Source organism: Shinella zoogloeoides (assembly GCF_030733845.1).
Taxonomy (GTDB): domain Bacteria; phylum Pseudomonadota; class Alphaproteobacteria; order Rhizobiales; family Rhizobiaceae; genus Shinella; species Shinella zoogloeoides_C.
In genome coordinates this window covers 2,663,511-2,676,248 of record NZ_CP132311.1, presented here as the reverse complement: position 1 = coordinate 2,676,248, position 12,738 = coordinate 2,663,511, and the positions used below count along the sequence as shown (strand labels likewise).

At 58.8% G+C, this 12,738-nt stretch carries 13 protein-coding genes; 9 read left to right on the top strand and 4 right to left on the bottom strand.

What is annotated here, in order from left to right:
* The first annotated feature begins 1 nt into the window (after nucleotide 1).
* Nucleotides 2–1,240 (top strand): MFS transporter, encoded by a 1,239-nt coding sequence (locus Q9316_RS14245; RefSeq protein ID WP_306035311.1) that lies wholly within the window; start codon nucleotides 2–4, stop codon nucleotides 1,238–1,240.
* A gap of 85 nt (nucleotides 1,241–1,325) precedes the next feature.
* On the top strand, nucleotides 1,326–2,540 hold the full coding sequence (locus Q9316_RS14240; RefSeq protein ID WP_306032251.1) for a patatin-like phospholipase family protein: 1,215 nt from the start codon (nucleotides 1,326–1,328) through the stop codon (nucleotides 2,538–2,540).
* A 3-nt stretch (nucleotides 2,541–2,543) separates the two neighbouring features.
* On the opposite strand, the gene Q9316_RS14235 is transcribed toward Q9316_RS14240, so the two are convergent.
* Nucleotides 2,544–2,867: a hypothetical protein gene (locus Q9316_RS14235; RefSeq protein WP_306032250.1), complete on the bottom strand. Its 324-nt coding sequence runs from the start codon at nucleotides 2,865–2,867 to the stop codon at nucleotides 2,544–2,546.
* Nucleotides 2,868–3,179: 312 nt separating this feature from the next.
* Here Q9316_RS14235 and Q9316_RS14230 point away from each other — a divergent pair, with 312 nt between their 5' ends.
* From Q9316_RS14230 to Q9316_RS14205, 6 genes are all read left to right on the top strand, one after another.
* Nucleotides 3,180–3,716: an NUDIX hydrolase gene (locus Q9316_RS14230; RefSeq protein WP_371877915.1), complete on the top strand. Its 537-nt coding sequence runs from the start codon at nucleotides 3,180–3,182 to the stop codon at nucleotides 3,714–3,716.
* Nucleotides 3,717–3,922: 206 nt separating this feature from the next.
* Nucleotides 3,923–4,129: a hypothetical protein gene (locus tag Q9316_RS14225; RefSeq protein ID WP_306032249.1), complete on the top strand. Its 207-nt coding sequence runs from the start codon at nucleotides 3,923–3,925 to the stop codon at nucleotides 4,127–4,129.
* Nucleotides 4,130–4,286: 157 nt separating this feature from the next.
* Nucleotides 4,287–5,996, top strand: a complete 1,710-nt coding sequence (locus Q9316_RS14220) for an FMN-binding glutamate synthase family protein (protein WP_306032248.1) — start codon at nucleotides 4,287–4,289, stop codon at nucleotides 5,994–5,996.
* Between the two features lie 284 nt (nucleotides 5,997–6,280).
* On the top strand, nucleotides 6,281–7,324 hold the full coding sequence (locus Q9316_RS14215; protein ID WP_306032247.1) for an ABC transporter substrate-binding protein: 1,044 nt from the start codon (nucleotides 6,281–6,283) through the stop codon (nucleotides 7,322–7,324).
* 10 nt (nucleotides 7,325–7,334) lie between these two features.
* A complete protein-coding gene (locus tag Q9316_RS14210; RefSeq protein ID WP_306032246.1) occupies nucleotides 7,335–8,471 on the top strand; it encodes an ABC transporter ATP-binding protein in 1,137 nt (378 codons plus the stop codon).
* A gap of 2 nt (nucleotides 8,472–8,473) precedes the next feature.
* Nucleotides 8,474–9,721 (top strand): ABC transporter permease, encoded by a 1,248-nt coding sequence (locus Q9316_RS14205; protein ID WP_306032245.1) that lies wholly within the window; start codon nucleotides 8,474–8,476, stop codon nucleotides 9,719–9,721.
* Nucleotides 9,722–9,740: 19 nt separating this feature from the next.
* On the opposite strand, the gene Q9316_RS14200 is transcribed toward Q9316_RS14205, so the two are convergent.
* A complete protein-coding gene (locus Q9316_RS14200; protein ID WP_306035387.1) occupies nucleotides 9,741–10,073 on the bottom strand; it encodes a hypothetical protein in 333 nt (110 codons plus the stop codon).
* Between Q9316_RS14200 and Q9316_RS14195 the strand changes: the two genes are divergently transcribed.
* Nucleotides 10,000–10,536, top strand: coding sequence for an ABC transporter permease (locus tag Q9316_RS14195; protein WP_306035309.1), 537 nt, complete (start codon nucleotides 10,000–10,002; stop codon nucleotides 10,534–10,536). The genes Q9316_RS14200 and Q9316_RS14195 overlap by 74 nt on opposite strands.
* Here Q9316_RS14195 and Q9316_RS14190 read toward each other — a convergent pair whose 3' ends face one another.
* Together Q9316_RS14190 and Q9316_RS14185 are read right to left on the bottom strand one after the other, a co-directional pair.
* Nucleotides 10,537–11,412: a LysR family transcriptional regulator gene (locus Q9316_RS14190; RefSeq protein WP_306032244.1), complete on the bottom strand. Its 876-nt coding sequence runs from the start codon at nucleotides 11,410–11,412 to the stop codon at nucleotides 10,537–10,539.
* A 69-nt stretch (nucleotides 11,413–11,481) separates the two neighbouring features.
* The gene (locus Q9316_RS14185) at nucleotides 11,482–12,696 is read right to left on the bottom strand and encodes a M24 family metallopeptidase (protein WP_306035308.1); all 1,215 of its coding nucleotides are present in this window, start codon (nucleotides 12,694–12,696) and stop codon (nucleotides 11,482–11,484) included.
* Between the last annotated feature and the right edge of the window lie 42 nt (nucleotides 12,697–12,738).

The following is a 12,738-nucleotide window of genomic DNA, read 5'->3' as shown; positions in this document are numbered from 1 at the left end:
GATGTCCGAAGCTGCCTACTCGAAAACGGCCTCCCGTGAGGCCTTGCGTCGGAACTGGCGGATCCTGGCGCCACTCTTTCTGATCGTTTCTATTTATTCTGCCGGAATGGCTTCGGTGCTGCCCGTCCTGCCGTTCTACCTGAGGGACATGGGGGCAACTCCGCTGATCTTCGGCTTCGTTCTGGCTACGGAGGCGTTCACTCATTTTGTCGCCGCACCCACTCTTGGCCAGTTGTCGGATCGGTTCGGCAGGAAGCGAGTTCTGCTTGCAAGCCAGGCTATGGCGGCAGCAAGTCTTTTCCTGCTGGCGGTCGCGCCAAATGTGTTCGTGGTGATAGTCGCGCGCGTGCTCTTTGGTCTTACCGGCGGAAATTTTTCAGCGGCCGCGGGCTATGTCGCTGACCACACTGCACCTGAGGATCGTAGACAGGCCATTAGTATCTTGACTGGTGGTGTCGGCCTGGGCGGAATTGCCGGAGCTGGCCTGTCCGGGTTTCTTTCCGAGGCTTCGCTGACGTTGCCAATCTTTGCAGCCCTTTTCCTCTCGATCGGTGCGGTTGGACTTACTCTGTTCGCGTTGAAAGCCGATAAGGCAGCACCCTTACAAACTGGATCATACGAACGAGAGAAAATCTCGTTTCGCGCCATCGTTTCATCGCCGATCATCCGTATCCTTATCATCGTGATGGTATGCCATTTCCTGGCATACGGCATCTATAGTTCGCAAATGCCGGTCTTTCTCGCGGAGACGTTCATCTGGAACGGGCAGGCTTTCGGTCCCCAGCACCTTAGCTACATCGTCGCTGCCGATGGCGTCATCAACATCCTGGTGCAGCTCTTCGTCTTGGGGTGGCTTGGTCGGCGATTTTCCGAACGTCAGTTGATTGTCTTGATTTTTGGATTGATCTGCACAGGTTTTCTCATCGCGAGCCTCGCGACAACAATCCCGCTTCTCGCATTGGCGGTACTTTGTGTGAGCACAGGCGATGCGATGGCAAAACCGACTTACCTTGCGGCTCTATCCGTCCATGTACCGGGAAACCGCCAAGGCGTCGTAATGGGATCGGCCCAGTCGCTTGGCGCCCTGACAGATATTGTCTCCCCTCTGATTGGCGGTTTCATTCTGGGTCATAAACTCTATGGCGTCTGGATCGGTGTGGCGATAGTGGTCGCTACGATAGGCGCGTTATTGGCGATCGTGAGGCTACCCAAAACTGATCCGGAAACGCAGACATCCTAATTAGAGCCGCCGTTTACCAGCCGATACTTTCTGGGTTGCCGCGTGACTGCGCCGCTGGTTTCCCCGTTCCAATGGAGTCACATGGATGAAGTTCTCTGCGCAAGCGGAAACTCAGCGAAACTTCGCGACGAGATTTCTTGGAACCGCGCTTGCCGGTATCCTGATCTTTGTAGTGGCCACTTTAAGTGGCTGCGTGGCACCGGAGCGCCCAGCATACAATGCATCTGAAGCGCGACGCGCTGAGATTGCCGGATTTGAGAATATCAGGGCGCACGTGGATGATCCCCGACCTTCCGCGTCGATTCACGACCCCTGGAAACCGGTCATCCTGAAAGATAAGCCCACTATGCTTGCCATTTCCGGGGGCGGCGCAGGTGGCGCGTTTGCCGTGGGCATTTTATCTGCCTGGAGTGAGCTTGGAACCAGGCCAAGGTTCGAGGTGGTAACGGGGGTGAGTACAGGAGCCCTGATTGCGCCCTTCGCATTCCTCGGCTCCAAATATGATGAGCAGCTCAGACGACTTTATCTATCGGGAGAAACACGAGATCTCCTCGATATTGAATGGAAGGGAGCCGGTTTCTTTTCTCCGGGGTTCCTGAAGGGGCAGGCTCTACGCGGCAATGTCGAACAGAACATCACGCCCGAAATACTACGTCGTATCGCAGCCGAGCATCGCGCCGGTCGCCGGCTCCTGGTTATGACGACAAATCTAGATACACAACGGGCCGTCATCTGGAACATCGGAGCGATTGCTGACAGCCGTAGGCCGGATGCTCTTTCGCTGGTTCGGCAAGTATTGATCGCATCGGCAAGTGTGCCGGGTATTCTTCCGCCTGTATCAATAAGAGCAGTGGTCGATGGAAAGCACATCGAGGAACTGCATTCAGATGGGGGCAGTTCGGCGCAGTTCTTTACCGTGCCAGAATCCTTGCTTGTTACGCAAAACGATCATGCGAGAGGTCAAGGCCTTCATATCTACGTGATCGTAAATAACGCCCTCATTCCCGAGTTTTCGATGTCGCGTGAGCGGGCCCTACCGATTATGGGGCGGGCCTATGGCATACTTTTGAAGTCGCAGACGAGACATGGGCTTATCGCGCTGTATAATTTCGCACAACGAGCAGGCGTGGACCTCGATATCGCATCGATCGATGAACAGGTGCCATATTCCATGTTGGATCCGCTAAGCGTTGAATATATGCGCTCAGTGTATCGCATCGGCTACGAGAAGACCCTGGATCGGGGCCTTTGGGCCAGGCGTCCTGTTTTCAGGTCTTCAGATCTGAGGCTGGCAAATTGATCATTAATCGATCAGCGGTGCAAACGTTCGCAGTGTGGCAAATTGGTTTGCGGCAACAATCAGAGGATCCTGATCCGCAGTGTCCGCTATTTCTGTGACTTCGTGGTGTACCTGCAGCAGATTTGCCTCGCTAACCGGAATAAACGGTACCCCAGTTGCTTTCCTCGTGAAGTAGCGAAGGGGTGGAGCACCGCGCCGCTCTGGTGAAACCCGGGAATTTCCCTTTATCATGCGGCGAAAAGTCACCTTGAACGACGTGCCGCATTGCCCCAGATGAGCACTATGCAACAGACCGAAATGACATTGTTTTCGAGGCTTATCGATCAAGCATGCTTCCTTACCCGGAGCTGGCAGCCGTGATCCTGTAACGCCGCCATAGACCCAGCCGCTCCGGGAACCACGCAATTGAAAGTGCGGTTCGTTTCGCGTCGCTCATGCGACGTGTCAATGGAGCGTATCCATGTCCCCTTTCCGATCCCGTCCCAACTGTGTCACCTGTAACCGGCATCCTCCCGGCGCTGCGGCCCGTTGCCCGTGGTGCACGACGCCGATTCCATCACCTGTTTCCCGCCGTGGTGTCGTTCGCGATCGTCGTGCCTCTCGACAGGTTTTTCTCTGGCTCCGGGAGGATGCCGGACTATGACTTGTACGACGACAACAGGCGACAACGTCCGGATGGTTTGCGATACGGGCGAGTTGCAACAGGTCGGGGTCCTTCCCTGGCGTATCAGGCGTGATGGCGAGCGGAAGCTGCTACTTATTACCTCGCGCAGGCGGGGGCGATGGATCGTACCCAAAGGGTGGCCCATGAAGGGATTTCCGCCCTTTGTCGCGGCCTCGCGGGAAGCCTTTGAGGAGGCAGGGATCACCGGTGACATCTCGTCTGTTCCAATGACGACCTATCGATACATGAAGGTTCGAGACGATGGATCACAGGTCGCCTGCCGCGTTACCTTGTTCGGCATGAAAGTGCGCGGTACGCTCAGCCATTGGCGCGAGAAGGGGCAAAGACAGCGAAGATGGTTCTCTGTCGAAGCGGCCGCAGGCAAGCTCGACGATGTCGAGCTTGCCGAGTTCGTGAGAGAACTTGAAACGGATCCGGAGCGGCTGGAAGCAAGCAGCTGCTCCGATCGGCGAAGTTTGTCTTTCAGCGGCGTTCGTGCTCCTAGAAGCTGAGGTGGCCAAGATGTTTCCGACAGGTTTCGCAGGCCGGATGCCTTACGTCTTTCCCATCCGCAGGGTCAGTGCCGGACGCTGACTGCCTGGCGTCACTAACTGCGATAGCAAGAGTGACGTCAGGCATTTCAATCCGAGACTGAAACCTGCGCAGCAACCCGGCCTCTCTGTGCCGATGCGTTGCCCATATACGGAAAGAACCAGAAATGACTTTCAGATACAGCCATACCTTCCCCATCAGCGGCCCGAACAAGTTGCCCCGTTTCAAGCAGTGGGCGGCCGAGAACATTCCGGGTGTCGCCTTGTCCCTGCCGCCCCAGGTGCCGGTCAAGAGCGAGGCGCTCACGGTGCGGCTGAAATCCATCGATGATCGCACCATGCTGATCGGGAAACTGGAAGGCGTAAGCCTCTAACGGCCTGCTCGCGGCGAACAACACCCCCGCTATCATCCCATAAGCATTCTGCAAACACAGGTGGTTATGGCAGGGTCGTGCCGTTCGCCGCAGTCTCTGTGCGTATCCACGGCATACCGGCTCTCAATCGATATCAGCGAATTTCGGACAAGGCATCATGGTAAAGGCTCTCGTTTCCAATCAGCGCTATGCGGTGTTCTTCGGCGTCGGGGTGGCCGCGACTGCATCACTCGGCGGCGGCCTCTTCTACAATGGTTGGCTCCTTGTCATTGCCGCGATCTGCGGCGCGTTGTTCCTGCTCGGTATCCACGATCTGCGTCAGCACAAGCATGCGATCCTGCGCAACTATCCGGTAGTTGGGCATCTGCGCTTCCTGCTGGAGAGTATCCGGCCGGAGATACGCCAGTACATTATTGAAGGCGACAACGATGCCGTTCCGTTCAACAGACAGGATCGCGGTCTCGTCTATCAGCGTGCCAAGGGGGTGGAAGACAAGCGGCCTTTCGGCACCATCGAGAATGTCTATGGTTCTGGATACGCCTGGCTCACCCATTCCGCCACACCGGTCACTATTGCCGACACAGACTTCAGGGTGCGCGTCGGCGGTCCAGCCTGCAAGCAGCCCTACGAAGCCAGCCTGTACAATATCTCGGCCATGAGCTTCGGCGCACTCTCAGCCAGTGCGATACTTGCCCTCAACACCGGCGCAAAGAAAGGCGGTTTCGCCCATGATACGGGAGAGGGCAGCATCAGCCGCTACCATCGGCAAGGCGGCGGCGACCTGATCTTCCAGATTGCATCGGGCTATTTCGGCTGCCGGGACGAGCAGGGCCGGTTCTCTCCGGAGAAATTCGCCCAACTCGCGGCCGATCCCCAGATCAAGATGATCGAGATCAAGCTGAGCCAGGGCGCCAAGCCGGGACATGGCGGCATGCTGCCGGCCTCGAAGATCTCACCCGAGATTGCCGAAGCGCGCGGCATTCCGATGGGTGTAGACTGTATATCGCCCGCGGCACACAGCACGTTCTCGACACCTCTGGAGCTGATGGCGTTCGTCGGCCAGCTGCGGGAGCTTTCCGGCGGAAAGCCCGTCGGCTTCAAGCTTTGCATCGGGCATCGCCGCGAATTCATGAGCATGGTCAAGGCGATGTTGCAGACGGGCATTGTTCCCGACTTCATTGTCGTTGACGGTGCGGAAGGCGGAACGGGGGCGGCCCCCGTAGAGTTCGCCAATCGGGTCGGGATGCCGATGCTGGAAGGCTTGTCCTTCGTTCACAATACGCTCCGCGGCGCAGGCATTCGCGAACAGGTGAAGATCGTTGCCGCCGGAAAGATTGTCTCCGCCTTTGACATCGCCCGCACGCTGGCCCTCGGTGCAGACTGGTGCAATGCCGCGCGTGGCTTCATGTTCGCGATCGGGTGCATACAGGCTCAATCCTGTCATACCAACCGCTGCCCGGTGGGGATCGCCACCCAGGATCCGACACGCCAGCGTGCGATCGACCTCGGCGACAAGAGCGACCGCGTCGCTCGCTTCCATCGCAATACGATGCGCGCGCTTGGGGAAATCGCAGGCGCCGCCGGCCTCGGCAATCCGAGCGATTTCATGCCCTACCACTTCATGTTCCGGCAGAAGGACAACGAATTCCTGGACGGCAACGAAGCCTACCCCTACCTGCCCGAGGGGTTCCTTGTGTCAGGCGGGGAGATCCGCGAACTGGCGGACTGGCACGATCGATGGGACCGTGCCGCTGCCGACAGCTTCGCCCCGCCCGAAATTCCCCATGGGCCTTTTAAGCGCAACAGGAAACAAAAGCCGCATGAGGAGCAGCGAGGGGTTTCTGGGGCGCTCACCTCTGTTGCTTAGATGTTGACATGATTGGTTGTGTTCACGCCTGCCGTCTGTCTTCGCAGAAGCCTCTGCATGCACCGGTTCGCTCACATATGGAGCAGCGACTGTCCGCGATCTGCGGCGTGAGTTTGTGGTGGGGTCCGGGCATTAGCCTGCGGCTCCGATAAGCGGCGCTCATGCTCACATGACAGCTACTTATTTGCGCCGCGGCATGTCGCAACATAGGCTTTCCTCATAGCTCGCAAGCAAGACGGGCGTCACGACGGGTAGATCAAATCTGTCTCCAGAGAGGAATTCCAATGTTCAGAACACAAATGTTTCTGGCAGCGACAACGCTTGCCTATGGCTTGACGCTCGGCGTGGCACTCGCGGCCGAGCCGCTTTCGGTCATGAGCTTCGGTGGCGCTTATCAGGATGCCCAGCGAAAGGCCGTATTCGGTGCCTACAGCGAGGAAACCGGCCGACAGATTTCCGAGCAGGAGTACGGCGGCGAAATTGCCAAGATCAAGGCGATGATCGACAGCGGCAACACGACGATAGACGTGGTGGACGTCGACGCGCCGACCTTGCTCCAAGGCTGTGACGAAGGTCTTTTCGAAACAATCGACTGGGAAAAAATCGGCCCGAAGTCGGACTGGCTCGCCGGCACCACATCGGATTGTGGCGTCGGGACAATCGTCTATGCGACTATCCTCTCCTACGATCAGGACAAGCTGGAAAAGCCGCCGACGCGGCTTGCTGATCTCTTCGATCTTGCCAACTTTCCCGGCAAGCGTGGTCTTTGGAAAAATCCCGCGACCAATCTTGAATTCGCACTCCTTGCCGACGGCGTAGCGCCGCAGGATGTCTATGCGACGCTCGCAACACCTGAAGGTGTCGATCGCGCCTTTGCCAAACTCGACACTATCAAGAGCCAAATCGTCTGGTGGGAAGCAGGCGCGCAAGCACCGCAACTCCTCGCCTCCGGCGAAGTAGCCATGACGACCGCGTGGAACGGGCGCATCTTCAATGCCAACAAGGAAGGTCGCAACTTCAGCATCGTCTGGGACAATCAGATCCTCGATTCCAACTATTGGGTCATTCCCAAGGGGGCCAAGGATTTGGAAGGTTCACTCGCCTTCATCCGCTTCGCTGTAGAACCCAAGGTTCTGGCGGGTATCGCGAAGTACATACCCTATGGTCCGGTCCGCACGAGCGCGGCCGCCGAGGTGGCGCCCGAAGATGCGAAGAACCTGCCGACAAGCCCCGCCAATCTGACCGCCTCGCTTACGCTCGACAACGCGTTTTGGGCAGACCACGGCGACGAAATCCGCAAGCGCTTCACGACCTGGCTTTCCAACTGAGGAGCGGCGGATGAACACTATGATCCTGGAAAGGGGGCGCTTCGACGAAGCGCCGCCAACCAAGAATGCTGCCGAGACAATGGTCGCTTTCGAGCAAGTCCAAAAAACCTATGATGGGCGCACGCTTGTTGTCGAAGACCTGAACCTTACTGTGCGACGTGGTGAATTCCTCACCATGCTAGGGCCTTCCGGGTCTGGAAAGACAACCACTCTGATGATGCTCGGCGGGTTCGAGCAGCCGACAAGCGGACGCATCCTGCTCGAAGGACAAGCCGTGGAGCGCCTGCCGCCCGAGCGTCGCGATATCGGTTTCGTCTTCCAGAACTACGCACTCTTTCCGCATATGACGGTCGCTGAAAATGTCGGCTTTCCTCTTCGCTATCGAAGTGTCAGGGGGGGCGATGCAACGCGTCGTGTCGAGGAAGCGCTAGCAATGGTCAAGCTCACGGGCCTTGGCGAGCGTCGTCCAGCGCAACTTTCAGGCGGACAGCAGCAGCGCGTGGCGCTGGCCCGCGCCATGGTTTTCAACCCGAAGCTCATCCTGATGGACGAGCCGCTCGGCGCGCTCGACAAACAGCTTCGCGAGCACATGCAGGTGGAAATCCGAAAAATCCAGCAACGCCTCGGCATCACCATGGTCTATGTGACGCACGACCAGTCCGAGGCGCTTACCATGTCCGACCGGATTGCTGTCTTCCACGAAGGCAAAATCCAGCAGCTTTCCGATCCGGTCACGCTCTACGACCGGCCTGATAACCGTTTCGTCGCCGGCTTCATCGGCGACAACAACACGCTTTCCTGTGAGTTTGTCGGGACGGAAGACGGCTTCAACGTAGTGCGAATGGCGGACGGAACCCGGCTTCTGACAACGGGCGCCTCGGGCCAGGCCCGATCGAACCTCACCATGTCACTCCGCCCGGAGCGACTTGGTCTCAACCATGCGGAACGCAGCACTGCCGAAAACCGCATCCGTGCCCGCGTGCTCGACAAAACCTTTCTTGGCGACCGAGTGCGGTTGACACTCGAAGCCTTCGGCGGAGATCGCCTCGTTGCGTCCTTGCCTTCGGCGTCTGGTGCAGCCATCCAGCCGGAAAGCCAAATCGAGATGACCTGTTTCGCGGCTGATTGCCGAACGCTGACGAGGTAGTCATGACGCAGACCATGTCTCTTGCCCCTCTCGCCGCCGAGGCCAATCTGGGTGTGGCGCTACGCCGTGCGGAAAGACCCAACCGGCTCCGGGCACTCGCGCTGGCATTGCCGGCGCTCCTGTTTCTGCTTGTAACCTTCGCTGCCCCGATCGGCGTTTTCCTGACGACGGCGGTGAGCAATCCGGAAGTGCGTGATGTTCTGCCGCAAACGATAATCGCGCTTGATGGCTGGGACGGACAAGCCACACCCGGCGAAGGCGTCTACGTTGCGCTGGTGGCCGATCTTACACGGGCAAAGGAAAACAACACCGCTGCCGCACTCGGCAAGCGGTTAAACTATGAGAGCGCGGGCATGCGCAGCCGCGTCATGTCGATCGTTCGGCATCTCGGCAAACTACGGGATGGTCCCCTTGCGCCGCAATTTGCAGCGCTCGACCCTGTCTGGGCGAGCCCGGATCTCTGGGCGATCCTTAAGCGCAACGCCAATGCCGTCACCCCGTACTACCTTCTGACAGCCGTCGATTTTTGGCAGGATGCATCCGGTGCCATCGTTCGGGCACCAGAGGACCAAGCTGTGTTTCTCGGCATCCTCGGCCGCACACTCTGGATTGCCGGGCTGGTGACCTTCGCAACGCTTCTGCTCGGCTTTCCGACGGCCTACGTCATCTCGCTTGCACCCGCTCGCATTGCTGGCTTCCTACTCCTGATGGTGCTTTTACCGCTCTGGACCTCACTTCTGGTACGCACCACCGCCTGGGTCGTGTTGCTGCAGACAGACGGCATCATAAACCAGGCGCTGCTGGCACTCGGGCTCACCACGGAAAAACTACAGCTGATGCTGACACGCTTCGGTACGGTGACGGCCATGACCCATATACAGCTACCCTTCACAATTCTCCCGATTCTCAGCGTGATGAAATCCATTCCGGAGGGGCAGATGCGCGCCGCGCGCTCACTTGGCGCACCACCGTTCTTCGCCTTCTGGCGGGTTTATGCACCGCAGACGCTACCAGGCGTCGCCGCCGGTTGCCTGATGACCTTCATCCTGTCGCTCGGCTACTATATCACGCCGGCACTGGTCGGCGGGCCGCGTGACCAGATGATGTCAAACTTCATCGCCACCTACATAAACCGCGACCTGAACTGGGGCATGGCCGCTGCGCTCGCCTGCGTGCTCCTTGTCATGACGCTCTCCATCTACCTCCTGTTCCTGCGCCTCGTCGGTGCGGAACGTATCAAGCTTGGATGAGAACCATGTGGCTTCCTGCTTACGCAACCCGAAGCGAACGGCTCTGCCGTTTCGCCGTCGTCACTTTCGCTTTTGCCGTTCTCGTTTTCCTTATCGGACCGCTCTTTGTCGTGTTTCCGTTGTCGGTTTCGAAGGATCCGTTCTTTACCTTTCCGATCCAGGAGTATTCGTGGCGCTGGTACTCGGATTTCTTTGAGAACCCGCGCTGGACACAGAGCCTTTTGAACAGCGTGGTCGCGGCTGTCTTCAGTACGGCGCTCGCCACGCTTCTCGGCACGCTGGCCGCACTCGGCATCAGCCGACCCGGGTTTCCGGCGCGTAAAGCCGTCATGGCATTGATGATCTCGCCCATGATCATGCCCGTCGTCATCGTCGCCGTTGGCGCCTACATGTTCTTCGGCACGCTCGGGCTCACCAACACGCGCACGGGACTGGTGCTCGCCCATGCCGCGCTCTCCATTCCCTTCGTGGTCGTTACGGTGCTTTCGGCGCTTTCCACCTACGATTCCAATCTCACACGGGCAGGCGCGAGTCTTGGCGCAGGGCCGATCAGCGTGTTCTTCGCCGTCACGCTGCCTCTCATCCTCCCCGGCATCGTCTCCGGCGCATTGCTTGCCTTCGCTGTTTCCTTCGACGAGGTTATTGTCGCCCTATTCCTCACGGGGGCCGAGCAGCGCACGCTGCCGGTACAGATGTTCTCCGGTATTCGGGACCAGATCAACCCGACGATCATGGCGGCGGCAAGCCTGCTGACCACCGTCTCCATCGCCCTGTTTCTAGTGCTGAACCTCATCCGTCGAATGCGACGGACCTGATCACCCGTCCCGTGTGTCGGCGAGAAAAGCGTCGGCAAAATGCGCAGCAAAGCTCTCTGCCACCGGGGAGCGTTTGCGGTCGGAACTCAGATAGATGCCGACGACGACGTCCGTGAGCCTGGGAAGGCCAAGGGCGTCGTCAAGCGTCGATAACTTGGCCGGCACGATGCGACGGGCGAGCACGGTGTTGCCGAAACCGGAACCGACTGCGGCCTCGAGGCCCGAAAGACTAGGGCTCGTATATACGAGTTCATAACCACGACCGTCTCGCTGCAGGGCCGTCAGCATCGCCCGACGGTAGAGGCAACCCTCCGGATAGCAGACGATGCGCAGATTTCCTCCACTGTCCGCAACAATGGAGGTCTCGTCGTCGCCCACCCAGGCGAGCGGCTCCTTCCAGGTCATGAACGCGCCTTCTGCCGGCCCGTCCGGCGTCATCGCCACAACGAGATCGTACAGACCGCTACGCAGGCCTTGCAGCAGGATATGGGAAAGGTCGCAGACGACCTCGAAGCGGAAATCGTGGCCGCTGCGGGCAAGGCGTGGCATCAGCTTCGGCAGGAAATGGTCGGCATAGTCATTGGGAATGCCGAGGCGGATTTTGCCATGCTGGTCGCGTCGGGAGAGGCGCAGCACCATCTCGTCGTTCAGCGTTAACATCTGACGAGCGTAGCTCGCCACGAGTTCGCCCGCCTCGGTCGGCTGCGCGCTGGCGTCCTTGGCAAAAAGGGAAACGTTGAGCAGTTCCTGCAACTTCTTCATCTGCAGACTGATGGCCGGCTGGGTACGGCCGAGCTGCTCGGCGGCGCGCGTATGGCTGCGCAAATCGATAACCGCAAGGAAAGTACGAAGAAGGTCGGTCGGGATGTTTCTCACGAGCGTGGTACCGCTTCCAAAAGGAAACGGGCCGATCGGGCGGCCCGTTCCAAGTTGCCCGCATACGGGTCAGGCGGGGATGATATTATGCTCCGGACCGAAGGGGAAGCCCGTGATGTTTTCGCTGCCGGTTTCCGTCATCACGAGAATGTCGTGTTCGCGATAGCCGCCGGCCCCCGGCAGGGCATCCGGAATGGTCAGCATCGGCTCCATTGAGACGACCATACCCGGTTGCAGCACGGTGTTAATATCCTCGCGCAACTCTACCCCGGCCTCGCGGCCGTAATAATGCGAAAGCACGCCGAAGGAATGACCGTAGCCGAAGGAACGGTAGCCGAGCAGGCCGTGCTCGCGGTAGATCTCGTTGAGTTCGGTCGCCACATCGCCGCAACGCGCACCCGGCTTCAGCAATTCAAGGCCGCGACGATGAACGGCGCAGTTGATCTCCCAGATGCGCAGGTGCTCGTCGCTCGCATGGTCGAGGAACAGTGTGCGTTCGAGCGCCGTATAATAGCCGGCGATCATCGGGAAGCAGTTCAAAGAAAGAATGTCTCCCTTCTGGACGCGGCGCGACGTCACCGGATTGTGTGCCCCGTCGGTGTTGATGCCCGACTGAAACCAAACCCATGTGTCCATCAGTTCGGCATGGGGAAAACGGTCCGCGATATGGCGGACCATGGCCTGCGTGCCGGCAAGCGCAACTTCGTATTCCGGCACGCCTTCGTGCACGGCCTTCGCCACAGCGGCGCCTCCGATATCGGCCGTCGCGGCCCCTGCCTTGATGAGCACGATCTCCTCGGGCGACTTGATCGTGCGCAACCACATGGTCGGCGAGCCGATATCGACGAACTCGACACTGGGGAAGGCTTCTTCCAGCAGTCGACGCAGATCGAGATTGACCTGATCGAATTCGATGCCAATGCGCGAGACATTCGGCAAAAGCTGCTGCAGAGCGTGAAAGAAGTTGTCACGCTGCCAGTCGGTATAGGTGATGTTGTCGCCAAAGGTGCGGCGCCAGGGCTGGCCTGCATCGATACCGGCGGAGACCGAAGTCGCCTTTTCCGGCGTGATGACGAAGGCATATCGCCGGCCAAAGGAGCAATAGAGGAAATCGGAGAAATAGCAGATATTGTGATAGGAGGTCAGTACCGCCGCATCGAGTTTCAACTCCTCCAAAATGCCACGCATCGCATTTTGTCGCCGCTCCATTTCGCCTGCCGAGAAAGTCGACTGTACCTTCTCGCCATTGTGCATTTCCTGCAATCGTAGGAGCTGGTTCGGCATCCCTCGCGCAAACATGTTCATGTGAAAAACTCCTTCTTGGCG

Excerpts from the sequence above, each read along its gene's own strand:
- Q9316_RS14220 (WP_306032248.1), top strand. The coding sequence starts at position 4,287 with ATGGTAAAGGCTCTCGTTTCCAATCAGCGCTATGCGGTGTTCTTCGGC.
- Q9316_RS14245 (WP_306035311.1), top strand. The coding sequence starts at position 2 with ATGTCCGAAGCTGCCTACTCGAAAACGGCCTCCCGTGAGGCCTTGCGT.
- Q9316_RS14240 (WP_306032251.1), top strand. The coding sequence starts at position 1,326 with ATGAAGTTCTCTGCGCAAGCGGAAACTCAGCGAAACTTCGCGACGAGA.
- Q9316_RS14230 (WP_371877915.1), top strand. The coding sequence starts at position 3,180 with ATGACTTGTACGACGACAACAGGCGACAACGTCCGGATGGTTTGCGAT.
- Q9316_RS14205 (WP_306032245.1), top strand. The coding sequence starts at position 8,474 with ATGACGCAGACCATGTCTCTTGCCCCTCTCGCCGCCGAGGCCAATCTG.
- Q9316_RS14200 (WP_306035387.1), bottom strand. The coding sequence starts at position 10,073 with ATGGGCGAGATCATCAATGCCATGACGGCTTTACGCGCCGGAAACCCG.
- Q9316_RS14210 (WP_306032246.1), top strand. The coding sequence starts at position 7,335 with ATGAACACTATGATCCTGGAAAGGGGGCGCTTCGACGAAGCGCCGCCA.
- Q9316_RS14215 (WP_306032247.1), top strand. The coding sequence starts at position 6,281 with ATGTTCAGAACACAAATGTTTCTGGCAGCGACAACGCTTGCCTATGGC.
- Q9316_RS14225 (WP_306032249.1), top strand. The coding sequence starts at position 3,923 with ATGACTTTCAGATACAGCCATACCTTCCCCATCAGCGGCCCGAACAAG.
- Q9316_RS14185 (WP_306035308.1), bottom strand. The coding sequence starts at position 12,696 with ATGCCGAACCAGCTCCTACGATTGCAGGAAATGCACAATGGCGAGAAG.